This is a genomic window from Clostridium sp. OS1-26, assembly GCF_030915445.1.
GTDB lineage: Bacteria > Bacillota > Clostridia > Clostridiales > Clostridiaceae > Clostridium_AM.
In genome coordinates, this window is record NZ_CP133264.1 from 694,919 (window position 1) to 712,218 (window position 17,300).

Genomic DNA, 17,300 nt, shown 5'->3' on the forward strand with positions numbered 1-17,300 from the left:
TCCTATGTTAATCTATTCAGAAATATATTATTTTGTGAAACGAAACTAATTTTTAAATTAAAATAAAAGATAACAAAAGCTATTATTAATACTGTGCTTTTGCTATCTTTCATTCCTTTTATTTTATAATTTGATTATAACTATTGTATAATTCTTTTATACACCTTTCCCAATTAAAGTTATCTAGAGTATATTTTTTCAATATTTCAGTTTTAGGTTTCTTAATGCTCCTTACAATTGCTTCGGTAATGCTCTCTTGATTATAAGGATTACAATATTCAGCCATGTTTTTAAAATATTCCTTTGAACTACCTTCACTGGTAGATACTATATTACATCCAGCAGCTGCTGCTTCTAACGAAGAGAGTCCAGGTGTTTCGACAAAACTAGGTAATACATGTATTTTACAAAATCTATACGCATTGTATATATTGTAACTATCCATAAATCCTAAATATTTAACATTACTATAATTTATACATTTATTAAAATATTCCTTGTCGTTAACATTGCCAATAAGAACTAACTGTAATCCTAAATCATTACATACTTTTGCAAGTATAAGCTGATTTTTTCTATGACAAATTCTGCCTACACACAATACGTAATTATTTAATTCAAACCTCTCCTTAAAATTATAGAGAGGAACATCTTCACTTTCTACTTCAACACCATTATAGATAACATTATATGATATCCAATCACCAAACTCTTTTTTTATAGTATCGCCTTCCATTTTACTATTAGGATATATCATCTTGCATCCTTTTAGTATTTCTAACCTATAAGCTTTGCATTTATCCCAAAGTTTTATATTCTCTAAATCATTAACATAATTATAATATTTTTTTAAATCCCAATATACAGAAGATAGCACTATTGTTTTCTTATATGTCTTTGCTCTCTTATAGTAGCTATAAGTTTCACCTATTCTTGTTAGGTTAAATAGATGTACTATATTATATTTAGAGTAATTTACTATTGAACCATCATTTATATCTACCTCTACGCCCATTTTTCTCAAATATTGTGCTGTTTTTAATACTTGCATTGAATCTCCAGCAAAGTTTCTACAATAATCGCTCCTTATACATAATAATACCTTCATAGCAATCCTCCTAAATAAGTTGCTAATTTGTAAATGTTCTTAAAATATTACTATGCAGCTATTTATCTAATTATCACGCTTTACTGCTAGTAATTTATTTATAATAATTTAAGCATCTAAAGTTTAATTATTTTGTGTACGATTTTACAACAAAAACATATATTGTAGTATGTCAAGTTAAAATAATTGACAGAAAACAGTATAAAAAAATAAAGGGGTGTAAAAACCATGCCATTTGTACAAGTTATTCCTAGTGATGATGCGTATATATCTCAATTTTACTCCAATACTAACTTTGGCAGTTCACAAAGTTTATTTACAGGAAAATACCTTCAAGCTAGTGATTCATATAGAAGCTTGTTAAAGTTTAATTTAACTAACGTTATTCCTCCAGATAACATTATACTAAGTGCTACGTTAAATTTATTTGTTTATAGAAAAGATAAAACTGATGCTGAACTATCACCGCAAACTGTTAACGTATTTACAAACACAAGTAATTTCTCTCAAAACACAGTTACTTGGAACAATGCACCTGCATTGAGTTCAACCCCATATTCTATAAATGTAACTGACGTAGATGTTAACAATTTTATTAGTATCAATATAACTAACCTAGTGGTTAATTGGTTCTATAATTTATTACCAAATAACGGTATAACTCTAGTTGGAATAGAGAATGTTATCGATTCTATAATAGGTTATAGATCTACTGAATGGTCTACAATGGGACAAAGACCTTTCTTAAATATAGAATATGATATATCAGGCCCAATTGGACCAACTGGTCCTACTGGCCCTCAAGGACCGACAGGTCCAACAGGTGCTACTGGTCCTACTGGAGCCACTGGTGCTACTGGTCCTACTGGAGCCACTGGTGCTGCAGGCGCTACAGGTCCTACTGGAGCTGCAGGTACAACAGGTGCTACTGGTCCTACTGGAGCCACCGGGGCTGCTGGTGCTACCGGCGCTACAGGTGCTGCTGGCGCTACTGGAGCCACTGGGGCTGCAGGCGCTACAGGCGCTGCTGGAGCCACTGGGGCTGCAGGCGCTACTGGTGCTACTGGGGCTGCAGGTGCAACAGGCGCTACTGGTGCTACTGGGGCTACTGGGGCTGCAGGTGCAACAGGCGCTACTGGTGCCGCTGGGGCTGACGGTGCAACAGGCGCTACTGGTGCAACAGGCGCTACTGGTGCAACAGGCGCTACTGGTGCCACTGGGGCCGCAGGCGCTACAGGCGCTACTGGTGCTACCGGCGCTACTGGTGCCACTGGGGCCGCAGGCGCTACTGGTGCTACCGGCGCTACTGGTGCCACTGGGGCCGCAGGCGCTACAGGCGCTACTGGTGCTACCGGTGCCACTGGGGCTGGGCTAGCTGCATCTGGTTATATCTATGAACTTGCAACAATTGCTGATGCTACAGTTGTAGGTGGAGCAGATGTTCCATTCTCTAATAATGGTCCACTAAGTAATATAACTCACACTGCTGGAACTACTACTATCACTGTAAGCAATTCAGGCGTATATCAAATTAACTATGGAATTAATATTACAGCGGGTGTAGGATCCCAGTTGGCAATCGCTGTAAATGGTGCCGTAAATGCATCTACTCCTGTTGCTGCTCTTGTTTCTGTTGGCGAAATATCAGGTAGTGCAATACTAACCCTTGCTGCCGGCGATGTAATTACTTTACGAAACAACTCAGCTACACCTCTTACTATGACATTAGCTCCTGCAGTTGGTGCGCAGTTAACTCTTATGAAATTAAATTAGTCTATATTGGGAAGCCTTATGCATTAGTGCATAAGGCTTCCTCTTTTAAATTTTAAAGACTTTACCAAGTTATAAACATTTGACCCATGTGTAACATAATATAAACTATAAAGTATTTATTTAGATATGTTATTTAATTTAGATAATTAACATAATTAAGGAGGAGATGAGCTCTTGGAAAATCTTATAACTGTAAGCTTATGTATGATAGTAAAAAATGAAGAAGACACTATAGCTAGATGCCTAGACTCAGTAAAAGACCTAGTGGATGAAATCATAATAGTTGATACAGGATCTACAGATAAAACTAAAACTATAGTAAGTAAATACACTACTAAAATTTATGATTTCCAATGGATAGATGATTTTGCCGCAGCCCGTAATTTTGCTTGCAGCAAAGCTTCTATGGATTATATTTTTATACTAGATGCTGACGATTTTTTATCTGAAGAAGACAGAGATAAATTTAAAGAACTAAGAAATTTAATAGATCTATCTATAGATGCTATGACTATGAACTGTATCCTTGCTAAAGACTGCGATGGTAATATTACTTATAGTGTACGATCAATTAGACTTCTAAAACGTATAAACAATTTCCAATGGATAGGTGCTGTCCATGAATATCCTCAAATACAGGGTAAAATTATAGACAGTGATGTTTCTATAATCCATAGCAAAATACATCACTCTCCTGATAGAAATCTTTTAATATATGAAAATCGCTTAAAAAAAGGCGAAACATTTTCTCCTAGAGATTTATATTATTACGCCAATGAATTGTTTGATCATAGAATATTTGAAAAAGCTGTTGAATATTATAAAAAATTTTTAGACATAGAAAATACTTGGGTAGAAGATAGAATAGGTGCCTGCGGTAAACTAGCGGATTGCTATTATAATTTAGGTGATATCGAGCAAATGGATAAATATATATATAAATCTTTTGATTTTGATCTTCCAAGAGCTGAATTCTGCTGTCGTTTAGGTTATAAATATCTATCTAAAAATATGTTTAATCAAGCAGTATTTTGGTATAAACTAGCTACCCAGTTAGAAAAGCCTAATACCTGGGGTTTGATAAATAATGATTGTTGGACATGGTTACCTCATTTACAACTGTGCCTTTGCTATGATAGACTAGGAAACCATAGATTAGCATATGAGCATAATGAACTTGCTAGAACCTTTAAGCCTAATGATGAAAGAATATTATATAATAAGAAATACTTTGAAAGTCTAGGATTTAAATAATAATCTTCTATAGATAAACTAACTAGAAAGCTTTATATGTTTTATGTACGATTTTATAATAAAAACATATATTGTATCATGGAATACTAAGGTAATTGACAGAAAAGATGAGCACGAAAGAAAGAATATGAAAAAGTAAAGGAGAGTAAGAATCATGTCATTTGTACAAGTTATTCCTAGTGATGATGCGTATATATCTCAATTTTACTCTAATACCAACTTTGGCAGTTCACAAAGTTTATTTACAGGAAAATACCTTCAAGCTAGTGATTCATATAGAAGCTTGTTAAAGTTTAATTTAGCTAACATTATTCCTCTAGGTAACATTATACTAAGTGCCACGTTAAATTTATTTGTTTATAGAAAAGATAAAACAGATGCTGAACTATCACCGCAAACTGTTAACGTATTTACAAATACAAGTAATTTCTCTCAAAACACAGTTACTTGGAACAATGCACCTGCATTGAGTCCAACCCTATATTCTATAAATGTAACTAACATGGATGTTAACAATTTTATTAGTATCGATATAACTAATCTAGTGGTTAATTGGTTCTATAATTTATCACCAAATAACGGTATAACTCTAGTCGGAATAGAGAATACTCTTGATTCTATCATAGGTTATAGATCTACTGAATGGACTACAGTGGGACAAAGGCCTTTCTTAAATATAGAATATGATATATCAGGCCCAATTGGGCCAACAGGCCCTACTGGCCCTCAGGGACCGACAGGTGCTACCGGTGTTACTGGTCCTACTGGTGCCACTGGAGCTACAGGTTCAACAGGTGCTACTGGTCCTGCTGGTGCAACTGGAGCTACAGGTTCAACAGGTGCTACTGGTCCTACTGGGGCTGCAGGAGCAACAGGTGCTGCTGGGGCTGACGGTGCTACAGGCGCTACCGGTCCTGCTGGTGCCACTGGGGCTGCTGGCTCAACAGGTGCTACCGGTCCTACTGGTGCAACTGGGGCTGCTGGCTCAACAGGTGCTACCGGTCCTACTGGTGCAACTGGGGCTGCTGGCTCAACAGGTGCTACCGGTCCTACTGGTGCAACTGGGGCTGATGGCTCAACAGGTGCTACAGGCGCTACCGGTCCTGCTGGTGCAACTGGGGCTGATGGCTCAACAGGTGCTACAGGCGCTACCGGTCCTGCTGGTGCAACTGGGGCTGCTGGCTCAACAGGTGCTACCGGTCCTACTGGTGCAACTGGGGCTGCTGGCTCAACAGGTGCTACCGGTCCTACTGGTGCAACTGGGGCTGCTGGCTCAACAGGTGCTACCGGTCCTACTGGTGCAACTGGGGCTGCTGGCACAACAGGCGCTACCGGTCCTGCGAATGGTTTAATATCTGGGTTATCAGCTATAAATACTGGGGCAACTACTATAAACGCAGGGACTCCTGTTTCATTTGGTAATCCAGTATCGAGTTTTGGATCTACAATTTCGCAAATAAACCCCTACACATTCCAGATAAATGGTCCTGGCAGCTTTAGCGTAACTTTCCTCCTATATTCTAATAATGTATCTGCTCTTGCTGGAGCTGAGATACAAGTTGATGGAATTTCAACAGGCGGAACATTTATCTTAGTAAATTCAGGAACACCTATAGTTGGCCAAGGATTATTTACTGCCACTTCCGGCAATCACGATATACAAATAGTTGTTACTGGAAATAATCTATCCTTGTCATCCGGAGATAATGCAAGTATAATCATTGAACAAGTTCATTAAAATAATTTTATTAAGGCTCAGCACTTTGCTGAGCCCTCTACAGTTATGAAGAGTTCAATATAAAGGACTATGCATTATATAATACATAGCCCTTTAAACGATATCGCTAATACTATTTAATTCCTTAAGCTCTAAACGTACATATTAAATTCTATTATAATATATTTAACCCTATTCTATATGAAATTCATTATATAAAATTTCCTTAATCATCTTTACTCTCGAATCCCAGCTATTTTCATGAGCTGTTATAATTCTTTTATTTATCAGTCCATTGCTTCTTTCGTTAACGGCTTTATCAATATCTCTCTTAAATTCTTCAGCATTATTTGCAATATAACATATATCTGAAAATTTATATATTTCTTTCATGCCAGTAGTTATTACAGGTTTCCCTAAGGAAAAATATTCATAAAGTTTTACAGGGTTGCAACTATTAGTCATATCGTTAACTTTAAAAGGTATGATGCAACAATTAAAGTTATTTATATAATAAGGAAGTTCACTATAGTTTTTCATTCCTAAATAATATATATTACTTCTAATTAACCTTGGCCTAAATCTATTATAGAAAGGACCAACAAAAACAAAATTATATCTTAAATTTTTTGTTATAAAATTTATAAGGTTCCAATCCATCCAAGTGGCTACAGCACCAACATAACCCACAACAGGTCTAAAGGTAGGCAGATCTTTTGGACTTTCAATCTTATTTAAAGAAAAATTATCTAAATCAACAGCATTGTTCAGTAGGTAAACTCTAGGATGAAGCATTTTAAATTTTTCGTAAAGTCTATCCGCAGTCGTAAGAACTATATGAGCTCTTTCAAGCATTTTATCAATATAAGGCTCCCATCCTATAAATTCTTCTGAAGCATCATCTACGACATCGTATATTATATAATCATGAGGAATTTTATCTACATTAAGCACTTGTTCCGGTGAACTACACCATAAAATTACACTTCCCTCAGTTTTTATATCTGAGGTATTATAATCTTTTCCTATTGTGCTAAGATTGGGTTCTCTTTGTACTATTCCTTTCGGAGACTTATTATCAAAATAATAAACTTTATATCCACTTCGTGCAAGCTTGGTCATAATTTGTTGTGGTCTTTGAACCATCCACTCAAAAGGAACACTAGGCATTTGAATAAACGTTATCATCTCTCCATATTCCTTTCCTTTTTAATTCATTAATAAAAAATTTTACTTTATCCTTATAAACTATGATTAAAACTTATTTATATAATCTCAATATCTATCTCCAAATATTTCTAATCTTTAATTCATGTATAAAATTATCAACTTTTTTCTCGTAATTGTGCTTTAAATAACATTCCTTCTGCCCTTCCAAAGCTATTCTTTCCCTTCCATCCTTATTATTTAAATAGCGATCTACCATTCTTAAAGTAGCGTAAGAGCTTTCACTCCAGGTTAAATGCTTTTCATTTGAAAAATACCTTTGAATTGCTGGAGTATGTTGTGTCAAATAAAATCCTCCACATCCCATTATTTCAAAAGTTCTCATACTCATCATAGTATTAGAATTAGCAACTGAATGCATTCCAAGAGCAATTTTAGCCGTAGCATAAGCGTCTGGAAGTTCTTTATACTGACAATATCCTCCATAGTATTTTTTATCTAAGACAAAATTTTGAGAAGTGTCAAACCACCACTCATTGCCATATACCTTTAAATCATACCCTCTTTTTATTAGAGGCTTTAATATAATATCTACTCCTTTTTTTCTTGAAAAATGTTGATTATAATTATTTCCTATGAAGATTATGTCATGATCAAATTTAGAATTAAAATTTCCTTTATAGTGAAAATCTTTATTACATCCAAACATCATAAATACTGCATTTATTCCATATTTTTTGTATTTAGGAATGCATTCAGCCGCTGTAGTCATACACATTGAAGACATCATTGCATGTTTTAATGAAATATGTGTGAAATAAACTGGATCCTCAATAGCCCAATATATATAAGGGATAGAATAATTTTTTATAATGTTAAACATTGAACTTAAGTTATACATAACGCACATACCAGCATTTAGTATTGCATTAGGCTTAAATTGTTCTATTTCCTCTTGAAGTGCATATAAGTTTCCCTTGTGTATTTCAGAACATATTGATGCATATTTAACTTCAATTCCTTTTTTTATCATAGCAGCTGCAAAGCCATATTTAAAAATGGGTGCATCCTCTAAAAGAAGAATTCTCATAGTAACCCTCCATTTCACCCATTGATTGAACAATGTTTATTACAGTTATAAAACTCTATTATTCTATATATATTATATGTTCAACAAAAAAAATGGTGATTAGGGTTCTAAATGTTCGGATTTGATATTGGTGTCTTAATTTTAATATAGATAAAAGCTCATTTTAATAAAATTGAATTACTTAAATTGTATTAATAAAATTTTATTAAATTTCATATATATTAATACAGCTTAAATTATACATAGTTATTTTTAGTAATTATAAAGGAAAGGTTGATTTATGATTTATAAAGATTTGCCTTATATTATAAATAGCTCGCAAAATATTGTTTATAAATTTTGGTTAGATTCTTTTAATAATTTAAATGTAGAAAATTACGATGAATCTAATATTAATAATAGTAATAGGTTCATCTATAAGCACTCAATATTGGATTATTCTGTAGATATAGATGATATGGATAGAATTCATATCATCTATACAAATAAAGATGGTGTCTTAAAATACTCAACTTTAGATTTTCCAAATGTTGAAAAAACCATAAGTAGTGTACCTTCTAAGGATTATAAAATTAATTACCTTACCATAAAAATTATCTCTTCCAATATTCACGTTTTTTACATGGTACAGAGCAAATATGTTATCGATAAATGGAGTATAAATCATAGCTTCTTATATAATAATATGTGGAATTCTAAGAAACTAGATGAAATATATCTTATAAAAAAATCAATACCTTATAGTATTGATTTTTATAAGAATAATATTTATGTTTTTTATTCAACAAACTCACAAGATAAATATTGCATACAAAAGTTTAATATGAAATTTAACATGTGGTCAACTATTGATACAGATATCCTCCTTACAAATTGTCAAAATGCAGAACTATTTATAAATAACTTAGGTATAGGTGCTATATGTTACAATTCATATATTTCCAGAAATACTAATACATTATTAAAGTTTAAAGATTTTAATGTAAATAGTTCTACTTGGTCTGATGGATTGCCAGTTAGAACTAATACCTATGATCCTTTATTGCCATCTGTATTATGTAGAAATGATGCAATATTTTTATTTTGGCGAGATAACGATACATTGTTATTGAAAAAGTCTCTTTACGAAACTACTAGCTTAGATGAAAAAAAATTAATATTATATAAGGATATAATATCTAGTTGTCAATATATATCTAACAAAAATCTACAATATACTGCTAAAAGTAATTTCCTATTCTTTGTGAATACAACTCCTCCTTATACTATTTTAGAGCATAATATTGTAAAGGAATTCCTAAAAATTGATTTTAAAAAGATTGAGCAAAAATTTAATCCTCTTAATGGACCACTAAAAGAAACCTTAAAAATAATTACTCAAAATAGTAATTTGAACAATAAATCCATAGACAATAATGCGCAAAGTTCTGATATAGAAAATATAAATATTGCAGATTTAGAATCTAATTATACTAACTTTATAGGCTCTCATAGCTTAGGATTTAACGATTTTAAAGATAAGATTAGCAAAAAAACTACTGGCATTGATGAAATAGAAAAATTAAAAAATGATCTTTATCTAAAAGAAAATGTAGTTGAAGAACTTAAAAATAGTCTTATATTAAAAGATAGTGAAATAAAACAATTTGAAGATAATTTAAGCTTAAAAAATAGCGAATTAGAACAGCTCAAGAATAACCTTAATACAAATAACAATGAATTAGTACAACTCAAAGGTAGTCTTAATATAAAAGATAGTGAGCTAGAGCAGCTTAAGAATATCCTTAATTTAAAGAACAATGAAATTGAACAATTTAAAAATAATCTTGCCCAAAAAGAGTCTGAGCTTGAGGAGTTAAACGATTCATATGCTTCACTGAAAGACTTAGCAAGTGAAAATGAGCTATTAATACAAAATCTTAATATTAAAATAGAAAAACTTGAGCTTGAACTGCAAAACAAGGATAAAGATACAGATGGCTTAGAAACACCAAAAAAGAAAAGTTTTATGGATTTATTTAAAACTTAAAGGACCAATTACTGGTCCTTTAAATTACTTTTATATAGGTGTATCTAGGTCCATTTTTAGCTATTTTATATATACCTTTTACTCTCATAGCCCCAGCCTTAATCTCTGTTTTTATCGCTTGCATATCCTTTTCCATAAATTTTATAGACTGAGTACATCCTGCCGAAAGAGTGCATGGAGTGGATACAAGTTCAACTTTATATCCCTTTCTTAAAAGCTTATTAAATAAAAATACAGCTTGGTTATGTGAAGCAAAAACTAATAAATATTGAGATTGTTCATTATACACATTTACCAACTCCCAATTACAGTTCTTTTCTCAACCAATATATATTTTGTAATATATCGAGGTTAATATTATCCCTTAATAGTATTATATTGTCTGGAGATATAAATGTGACTAGCTCCTTTATGTTATGTTCTGATAAAAATTTAAAAGTTAACTTATATACTTGTTTAATATAATTTTTATCATCAATTTTCCCATTATACATATATATATTTACAAAAGCTTTTTCATCTTTACTAATTACATTTATAAAAAACTTATCTTTTTCTAGACTACCTTCATAAATATCATTTTTACTTTCAAATCGTGCTGGTATTACTTTACCTATACCTGTATAATCCATCTCAATATGTTTAACTCTTCTGATATCCCCGATAACAGATAGGTTGCTACAATTCTTTATATTTAATTTTATTTTGGAATTTTTCCATATGCACATATATCCCATATCCTTAATTTCTTCCAAAACTCTATCTTCATTCTCGTTATCATATTTAAAACTTATAATTCTATCAAAATATTGTATATTTCTATTTTTTAGTTTTTGTACTATAAGCTTTTCAAAATTTTTATAATACTTATTATCTTCACTATTCCTAAATCCCATAAAATGCAAAAATCCATATTTCCCAAAGTCCAACTCATTCTCATAGCTTATAAAAGCATACGCTACAACTTTATCTGAATCATACAATTCAATTAGTTCAGTTTTATCCTTTAACATTATAAGCTTATATTGGCTCATATTATACTTATCTTCCATAATTCTTTTTTTCTCTTCTATGCTGCTATAACTTTTTATTGTTATCTTATGAGACGTTGTTTTATTAGGATTTTTATTTATTAAATCATATATTTTTGATAAAGTATATAGAAATTCCTCATTCTGAATAAGCTTAAGTAACTCTTCATCTTTTTTATATTTATCATAAAAGTCTATTGCTCTTATTTTTAATTCTTCCTCAGTTATAGCATTTTTCAACTCTTCCATTAATTTCCCCTCCAAATAATAACAATTTAGAGCAGACAAGTGCCTGCTCTTTTTAACCCTTATATTTATTTAGCTATTTAAACAGTTTATATCCTCATATTGGTATGGAAAGAAATCTTCTGGGAATGGAGTCAGAGTAAAATCTATAAATCTTTCACATACATCATCTCCTGGTGGTTCTATCCATTCTTCACATTCTGGAGGTGCTGGACAATATCCAAATGCTGGTATTAAAAGTTGAACTTCTCCTACTACTTTGTATACTATAAATACTCCTACTGCAAAATTCAATACTCCATTTATAAAACTAGGATTATTTAAAATCTCTGATCTGGTTTCTACTACGATATCAAAACTAAACTCATCTCTAGCTTCTGGAATAAATAATATTACATCCTTATCAATATCTGGTAGGAATCCAGTAATTTCTCCTGTAACTCCTGCTGCGTTTCTATATTCTATAGTATAAGGAACTCTTAAAACAAATTGTACTCTTGAGAAATTCGGTCTTTCAGGTATTGGCACTCTAACTTCTGTTCCTGGTACTATAAAACCATTACCAAATGATATTTTTTCTATTACAAATGGTCCACCCGTAGCAGGAAAACTATCTACAGTAACATTAGGGAAGCAAACCCTTTGTTGACAATGTGCAAAGACCTTATTAGTTATAATACATACAGATTCAGAAATATCATCTAACTGATAGCTGTCAGTTAAATCAATAGGATCTCCTGGAGAAATTAGAGAGCCTTCATAAGCTCCTACAACATATATAGGACCGCTTATAAATCCACCAATGCTTCCTATTAAGACATTTGTTAAAGGATCTATCATATTTAGACTTAAATTCGCAAAGTTTGTTACATATAATCTTGTTTTATCAGGTGATAATGTTATTTGTTGAGGGCTTCCCCCTAATACTATAGGAGCCAGCAGTGTGTTGGTTATTATGTTTACTGGTATTACACTTCCTGCTGTATTTGCAACATACAATATATTGCCAAATATTGTTAATCCATATGGTACAACTCCTACTCCTAATGGTATGGTAGCTAAAACTGAATAATCAATGAGATTTACTACAGTTATGCTTGCGCTTCCCGAGTTTGATATATATGCCTTAGTTCCATCTTCGCTTAGCAATATAAAATTTGGAGCTAATCCAGTTGGTATTCTGAATATCTCAGTTAGGGTTACTGTGCTAATTACTTTTACAGAATTGTCTCCTGTATCTACAACAAACAATAAATTATAGCTCTTATTTAATTTTATATACTGTGCATTAGTGAATCCATTGATAGTTCCTATTAATGATCCACTTAACAAGTCATTTACTGTAACTGTTGTTCCATTAGCTACATATAATTTCGCATCCTCGGCATATACATCTAAAAATCCATTGTTAGCGATATTATAGGTCTTTACTGTACCATTAATGCATATAGCAGATATTGTATCTGAACCTGCATTCGCTACATACACACGATCATCGCTTCCAAGAACAACTTCTGTAGCTCCCAATCCTGTGTTAATTGTTTTAGTTATTGCATTAGTAAAGCCATCTACTATAGAGACATCGCTACCAGTAGATACGAAATATCTAATTCTTCTTGTTAAATCAGATACTGGCATTAAGTCATTCCTCCTTTAAATTATTTTAATTACATTTTTCCTACTACATTAATTTTTTAGGTGGATAAGGCAAGAAAAGCATAGCTTTCTAATAACAATATATGAATTTAATTAAGTTGTGTTACTGATTTTAATATAAAAATAATTTATTTTTTTAGAAAAGATTTTATTAACTATGATTAAGTAAGTTTCATATTTATATATACTTCAGAATAATATTTACTAATACGAGCATAATGACTAATTCAGAAATTAATGTGTTTTGAATTGATTTAATAATTATCTCTTTTTACCAAAGTGGGGTGTAAAATGTGATTTATAATAATAGATACTGTTTTGTAGTAAGAAACTCTAAAAGCATATTCTATAGATTTACATTAAACAATAACAAAAACTTATTCTTACAATCTTATAACTATAAAGGGATTACATCTTCATCTATATTTAAAGAAAAAATTATTGATTTCTCCGTTAGTATTGATTCATTAGACAAGCTTCATGTTCTTTATACTTCTGTTAACGGAAACATAAAATATACCATATATCCATCAAACTTTCAAAAAGATGTTACTATTTTTAATGCCAAAGATAGAGGATTTCATGTTTTATTTCTTACATTAAAAATAATTAAATTTAAACCCCATATTTTTTACATACTGGAAAATAAATCTCATCCTTCTCATCATAGTATCTATCATGGTTTTTGGAATAACAATAATTTTCATAACACAAAAATTGACGATATTGTATTTTCAAAATATATGTATCCATACACAGTGGATATATTCAATAATAATATTTATTTATTTTATACAAGAAGCTATGATAATAGTTTTACAATTAAATTATTTGATGTAGATCTGCAAACTTGGTCAAACTACGAGGACAAGATTTTCGTACCATCTGCTAATAACACTAATTTTCTTATTAATGACAAGAATATAGCACTACTTTGTTACAACAATTCTTTCAATAAAAATATTCAGACCTTTGTCAAATATAAAGAATTAGGATCCCCTGACTCTAATTGGTCAAAACCTATTATGATCTCAGATGGAACTACAAATTCAACACATGCTAATATAATAAATAAGGAGGGAGCTACCTATATTATCTGGGAAGAAAATGGACAGATAGTATATAGAAAGTCTTTTTACGGAAAAAATGATTGGGGAAATAAAAACTCTCTAATATATAAGAAAGAAAACTTTTTTACAGGTGTTTACTTAAGTAATCATAAAGCTGATGGTGACTATAAAGGTATCTTTACTACTTTTGCTACCGGTGCTTTTCCTTATCCTATAATAAACCTTGAAAATAAATCTTTAACTGAATTTTATATAGATAAAGATTCTTCAACTACTAACTTATTTGTACCCATAAATAAGTCAGCGTCAAACCATAACAAAAAAGAAAAGATATATATCGAAGAATTGCAATCTATCATAGATGATAAAGATAAAAAAATCATAGAGCTATCACAACATAATTTAATTTTAAAAGATGAACTTGATCAAAAAAGTAAACAATTAGAAATTCTTAATCAAAAACTTAAAAAAAGTTGGTTTTTGAAATTTTTCAAATTTAACTTATAAGCCCGGAGTAAATACCGGGCTTTATTAGCTTATATTGCTTTTAAATATGAATATAACTTTTAATACCATTTCTTATGAATATCTTATAGATATCTTTAAACATTATTTTACTTTTTGGGCTTCTTCTATAACCTTCTTTGCATCTTTTGTTTTAAAGACTATTGATTGACTACATCCTTTAGAAAGTCTGCATGGCGTTGAAACTAACTCAACATCACAATCTCTTTTTAGCAGTTCATTATACAATAACATTGCTTGGTTATAGGATTTAAAGATTAAAAGATATTTGCTTTCATTATCCTCCATTATATCAACTCCTAAATTTACGCTGCCATTAGTTTAAAAAGTATACTCTAGTTTTACAGGGTAATATTTTAATACATATTATGCAAATAAATTATATAAGTTCACATACTTTAAATTTATGTTCTCTAACAATTAAATTTTTACAGACTCATATTTTATTTAATAGTTTTCTTCTTTATATAACGCTCACTATTATAATAAAAAAACATTTTAAACAGTAACACTTTATACTCTATTACATAAAATGATATTGTAGATAGTATTATTCATTATTTTATAAAGGAGAGATAATAAGTGAAAGAAATTCAAGAAATAATAACCAATATGGAAAACATATCCAAAGAACAAGTGGCTACTGATTTAAGTAAAGAAGAAAAAGAAGAATTAATAAATTTGATTAATGTAAGTAATTTTACTCCTTTACAGAATGATAGCAGTGTTCCTTTTTGTACTCCTACGCCTACACCTACACCTATACCAACTTGTTCTCCTGACAATGCTTGTACTCCTCAACCATTTTGTTGTGCAGTTGCTTTCTCAAATGATCTAAATGTTGACCCTAATGAAATACATGCTGCTGTTGTTCCAAAGAACGTATCTATTGAATCTGATGGCCAATGTACTACAAGAATTGGCAACTGTACAATAACACTAATTAAAGGAACAATAAATGGATGCGCAGAAGTATTTGTAAGTTTAGGCGTTAAAGATAGGTGTGGAAATTGCAGCTTTGTATGTTGCACAGATTTCATATGTTTATTTCAACAAGATATTATTTGTTGTGTTCTACCTACTGATCCAAATAAAATTAAATTTATAGTTAACGATTTAATGGCAACGAGGATCGCTACTGCATGTGATGAAAGCCAACAAGTATGGCAAATTTCCGGAACTATTACATTTACATGTGATGAGTGCATGTAATCACCATAAAGTATGCTGAGTAGGGGAATAAGGTCTTTATTCCTCTACTCATAAAACTGTATACAAGATTTTTCTAAGTATAGTTTTCTAAATTTATCTCTCTTCTTTCTATATTTTAATATAATTTTTATCTTTTATTTGTACATATCTATCATATTTAAATATAAATAAAGAAGAGTCTCTTCCCTGTATGTAGTTGTGCTAACTACATAGTTATCGGTACTATCAACTCTTCCAACTTCATCTCTATGACCTAATGGTTTTCTTAACGCTAAATTAAAATGGAATGTTAAACTTTTCAAAGAAAAATTCATCATTATAAAGACGTTCTTTAAAATATTTCTTTCTTTGCTTGAAAATCAGATCTATATTAGACTTTATATCTGCTGCTGCTTTAGAAAAAAAATAATCATTTTTTGCAATATTAATAGCCTTAATAAGGCTTTCTTTTTCAAAATGAGAATAAGCAAGACATAACATGTTGTAAGTTACATTAGAAGTCGTTACTTGATACGGATGTTTTTGCCTAAAAAGATGATTTACTTTTACTTCCGGATTGATTACAGCTCTATAGCCATAAAGCCAAGCTTTAAGACAGAGTTCCTCGTCTTCTTTACCCCAAATTTGAAAAAAGTGGTCAAAACCATTTATTTTTTCAAATGTCTCCTTAGTTATACCAAATGCGCAGCCACATGCAATAGGAATTTCAACTATATTCTTAGGATTATTTGTTAACCATTTAATTTTAAGTTGACTATCCCATGTTTGACCGTAACCTGCTGCTAAGCTATTTGACATGTCTACAATACAGGGTGCTACCAATTGAGCATCAGCATTTTTTAATGTATTTACCAGGTCATCTAACCATCCATCCGGCACTTTTACATGGGCATCACAAAAAAATAAGTACTTTCCTTTAGCAACCTTTGCACCAGCATTTCTTGCTTCAGCAGCTCCTAAATTATTCGCTTTAATTAAAATAATATCTTTATATATATCTTTATTTAAATTCGATTCCAAAAACTCTGTGCTCAAATCTGTAGATGTATCGTCTACTACTATAATTTCAAAGCTAAGAACGTTTTTAGATTTCATTATAGAATCCACTGTTGATTTCAAATTTTCTACTTCATTTTTGCAAGGAATAATAACAGAAACCTCTATTGAATCTTCTGTTTTAAATTTAGCTTTTATTTCACTTTCTAAAGATTTATTTTCTTTTACTTCATTCGTGTTAATTTCTATATTTAAATTAGATAATGAATTGTTATTGTTTAACAATTTACTCAAAATACACTCTCCTTTTCATATTTTTTATTTTAGCTACACTAATTCAGTATATGAGCGATTTATAAAATTGTTAACTTTATTTTTTATCACAGTAATTATATAAATGAATATATTGTACTATGATATTAAAAT

At 31.0% G+C, this 17,300-nt stretch carries 15 protein-coding genes; 6 read left to right on the forward strand and 9 right to left on the reverse strand.

The annotated features are described in order from the left end of the window. Nucleotides 1-118: 118 nt before the first annotated feature. On the reverse strand, nucleotides 119-1,108 hold the full coding sequence (locus RCG18_RS03465) for a glycosyltransferase (protein WP_308040042.1): 990 nt from the start codon (nucleotides 1,106-1,108) through the stop codon (nucleotides 119-121). Between the two features lie 228 nt (nucleotides 1,109-1,336). Here RCG18_RS03465 and RCG18_RS03470 point away from each other — a divergent pair, with 228 nt between their 5' ends. From RCG18_RS03470 to RCG18_RS03480, 3 genes are all read left to right on the forward strand, one after another. Then, nucleotides 1,337-2,881, forward strand: a complete 1,545-nt coding sequence (locus tag RCG18_RS03470; RefSeq protein ID WP_308040043.1) for a DNRLRE domain-containing protein — start codon at nucleotides 1,337-1,339, stop codon at nucleotides 2,879-2,881. 204 nt (nucleotides 2,882-3,085) lie between these two features. Then, on the forward strand, nucleotides 3,086-4,135 hold the full coding sequence (locus tag RCG18_RS03475; protein WP_308041956.1) for a glycosyltransferase family 2 protein: 1,050 nt from the start codon (nucleotides 3,086-3,088) through the stop codon (nucleotides 4,133-4,135). 154 nt (nucleotides 4,136-4,289) lie between these two features. Then, on the forward strand, nucleotides 4,290-5,873 hold the full coding sequence (locus RCG18_RS03480; protein WP_308040044.1) for a DNRLRE domain-containing protein: 1,584 nt from the start codon (nucleotides 4,290-4,292) through the stop codon (nucleotides 5,871-5,873). 171 nt (nucleotides 5,874-6,044) lie between these two features. On the opposite strand, the gene RCG18_RS03485 is transcribed toward RCG18_RS03480, so the two are convergent. Then, the gene (locus tag RCG18_RS03485) at nucleotides 6,045-7,040 is read right to left on the reverse strand and encodes a glycosyltransferase (RefSeq protein WP_308040045.1); all 996 of its coding nucleotides are present in this window, start codon (nucleotides 7,038-7,040) and stop codon (nucleotides 6,045-6,047) included. A 94-nt stretch (nucleotides 7,041-7,134) separates the two neighbouring features. Continuing rightward, nucleotides 7,135-8,109 (reverse strand): glycosyltransferase, encoded by a 975-nt coding sequence (locus RCG18_RS03490; RefSeq protein ID WP_308040046.1) that lies wholly within the window; start codon nucleotides 8,107-8,109, stop codon nucleotides 7,135-7,137. Nucleotides 8,110-8,389: 280 nt separating this feature from the next. On the opposite strand from RCG18_RS03490, the gene RCG18_RS03495 reads away from it, so the two are divergent. Continuing rightward, nucleotides 8,390-10,138: a hypothetical protein gene (locus tag RCG18_RS03495; protein WP_308040047.1), complete on the forward strand. Its 1,749-nt coding sequence runs from the start codon at nucleotides 8,390-8,392 to the stop codon at nucleotides 10,136-10,138. Nucleotides 10,139-10,157: 19 nt separating this feature from the next. Here RCG18_RS03495 and RCG18_RS03500 read toward each other — a convergent pair whose 3' ends face one another. From RCG18_RS03500 to RCG18_RS03510, 3 genes are all read right to left on the reverse strand, one after another. Then, nucleotides 10,158-10,427: a DUF3343 domain-containing protein gene (locus RCG18_RS03500; RefSeq protein ID WP_308040048.1), complete on the reverse strand. Its 270-nt coding sequence runs from the start codon at nucleotides 10,425-10,427 to the stop codon at nucleotides 10,158-10,160. A gap of 16 nt (nucleotides 10,428-10,443) precedes the next feature. After that, a complete protein-coding gene (locus RCG18_RS03505) occupies nucleotides 10,444-11,418 on the reverse strand; it encodes a hypothetical protein (protein ID WP_308040049.1) in 975 nt (324 codons plus the stop codon). A 69-nt stretch (nucleotides 11,419-11,487) separates the two neighbouring features. Further along, nucleotides 11,488-13,053 (reverse strand): YncE family protein, encoded by a 1,566-nt coding sequence (locus RCG18_RS03510; RefSeq protein WP_308040050.1) that lies wholly within the window; start codon nucleotides 13,051-13,053, stop codon nucleotides 11,488-11,490. Between the two features lie 311 nt (nucleotides 13,054-13,364). On the opposite strand from RCG18_RS03510, the gene RCG18_RS03515 reads away from it, so the two are divergent. Next, nucleotides 13,365-14,648, forward strand: coding sequence for a hypothetical protein (locus tag RCG18_RS03515; protein WP_308040051.1), 1,284 nt, complete (start codon nucleotides 13,365-13,367; stop codon nucleotides 14,646-14,648). Between the two features lie 102 nt (nucleotides 14,649-14,750). On the opposite strand, the gene RCG18_RS03520 is transcribed toward RCG18_RS03515, so the two are convergent. Next, nucleotides 14,751-14,954: a DUF3343 domain-containing protein gene (locus tag RCG18_RS03520; protein WP_308040052.1), complete on the reverse strand. Its 204-nt coding sequence runs from the start codon at nucleotides 14,952-14,954 to the stop codon at nucleotides 14,751-14,753. Between the two features lie 294 nt (nucleotides 14,955-15,248). On the opposite strand from RCG18_RS03520, the gene RCG18_RS03525 reads away from it, so the two are divergent. After that, nucleotides 15,249-15,878: a hypothetical protein gene (locus RCG18_RS03525; RefSeq protein WP_308040053.1), complete on the forward strand. Its 630-nt coding sequence runs from the start codon at nucleotides 15,249-15,251 to the stop codon at nucleotides 15,876-15,878. 134 nt (nucleotides 15,879-16,012) lie between these two features. Here the strand turns inward: RCG18_RS03525 and RCG18_RS03530 are convergent, their stop codons facing one another. Together RCG18_RS03530 and RCG18_RS03535 are read right to left on the reverse strand one after the other, a co-directional pair. Further along, the gene (locus RCG18_RS03530; protein ID WP_308040054.1) at nucleotides 16,013-16,195 is read right to left on the reverse strand and encodes a hypothetical protein; all 183 of its coding nucleotides are present in this window, start codon (nucleotides 16,193-16,195) and stop codon (nucleotides 16,013-16,015) included. Further along, nucleotides 16,155-17,168, reverse strand: a complete 1,014-nt coding sequence (locus RCG18_RS03535; RefSeq protein WP_308040055.1) for a glycosyltransferase — start codon at nucleotides 17,166-17,168, stop codon at nucleotides 16,155-16,157. The genes RCG18_RS03530 and RCG18_RS03535 overlap by 41 nt, the downstream gene beginning before the upstream one ends. Nucleotides 17,169-17,300 lie beyond the last annotated feature (132 nt).

Bases quoted from the DNA above. Each gene is read 5' to 3' on its own strand.
- RCG18_RS03470 (WP_308040043.1), top strand. From the start codon at position 1,337: ATGCCATTTGTACAAGTTATTCCTAGTGATGATGCGTATATATCTCAA.
- RCG18_RS03475 (WP_308041956.1), top strand. From the start codon at position 3,086: ATGATAGTAAAAAATGAAGAAGACACTATAGCTAGATGCCTAGACTCA.
- RCG18_RS03480 (WP_308040044.1), top strand. From the start codon at position 4,290: ATGTCATTTGTACAAGTTATTCCTAGTGATGATGCGTATATATCTCAA.
- RCG18_RS03495 (WP_308040047.1), top strand. From the start codon at position 8,390: ATGATTTATAAAGATTTGCCTTATATTATAAATAGCTCGCAAAATATT.
- RCG18_RS03520 (WP_308040052.1), bottom strand. From the start codon at position 14,954: ATGGAGGATAATGAAAGCAAATATCTTTTAATCTTTAAATCCTATAAC.
- RCG18_RS03485 (WP_308040045.1), bottom strand. From the start codon at position 7,040: ATGATAACGTTTATTCAAATGCCTAGTGTTCCTTTTGAGTGGATGGTT.
- RCG18_RS03530 (WP_308040054.1), bottom strand. From the start codon at position 16,195: ATGATGAATTTTTCTTTGAAAAGTTTAACATTCCATTTTAATTTAGCG.
- RCG18_RS03510 (WP_308040050.1), bottom strand. From the start codon at position 13,053: ATGCCAGTATCTGATTTAACAAGAAGAATTAGATATTTCGTATCTACT.
- RCG18_RS03505 (WP_308040049.1), bottom strand. From the start codon at position 11,418: ATGGAAGAGTTGAAAAATGCTATAACTGAGGAAGAATTAAAAATAAGA.
- RCG18_RS03490 (WP_308040046.1), bottom strand. From the start codon at position 8,109: ATGAGAATTCTTCTTTTAGAGGATGCACCCATTTTTAAATATGGCTTT.
- RCG18_RS03465 (WP_308040042.1), bottom strand. From the start codon at position 1,108: ATGAAGGTATTATTATGTATAAGGAGCGATTATTGTAGAAACTTTGCT.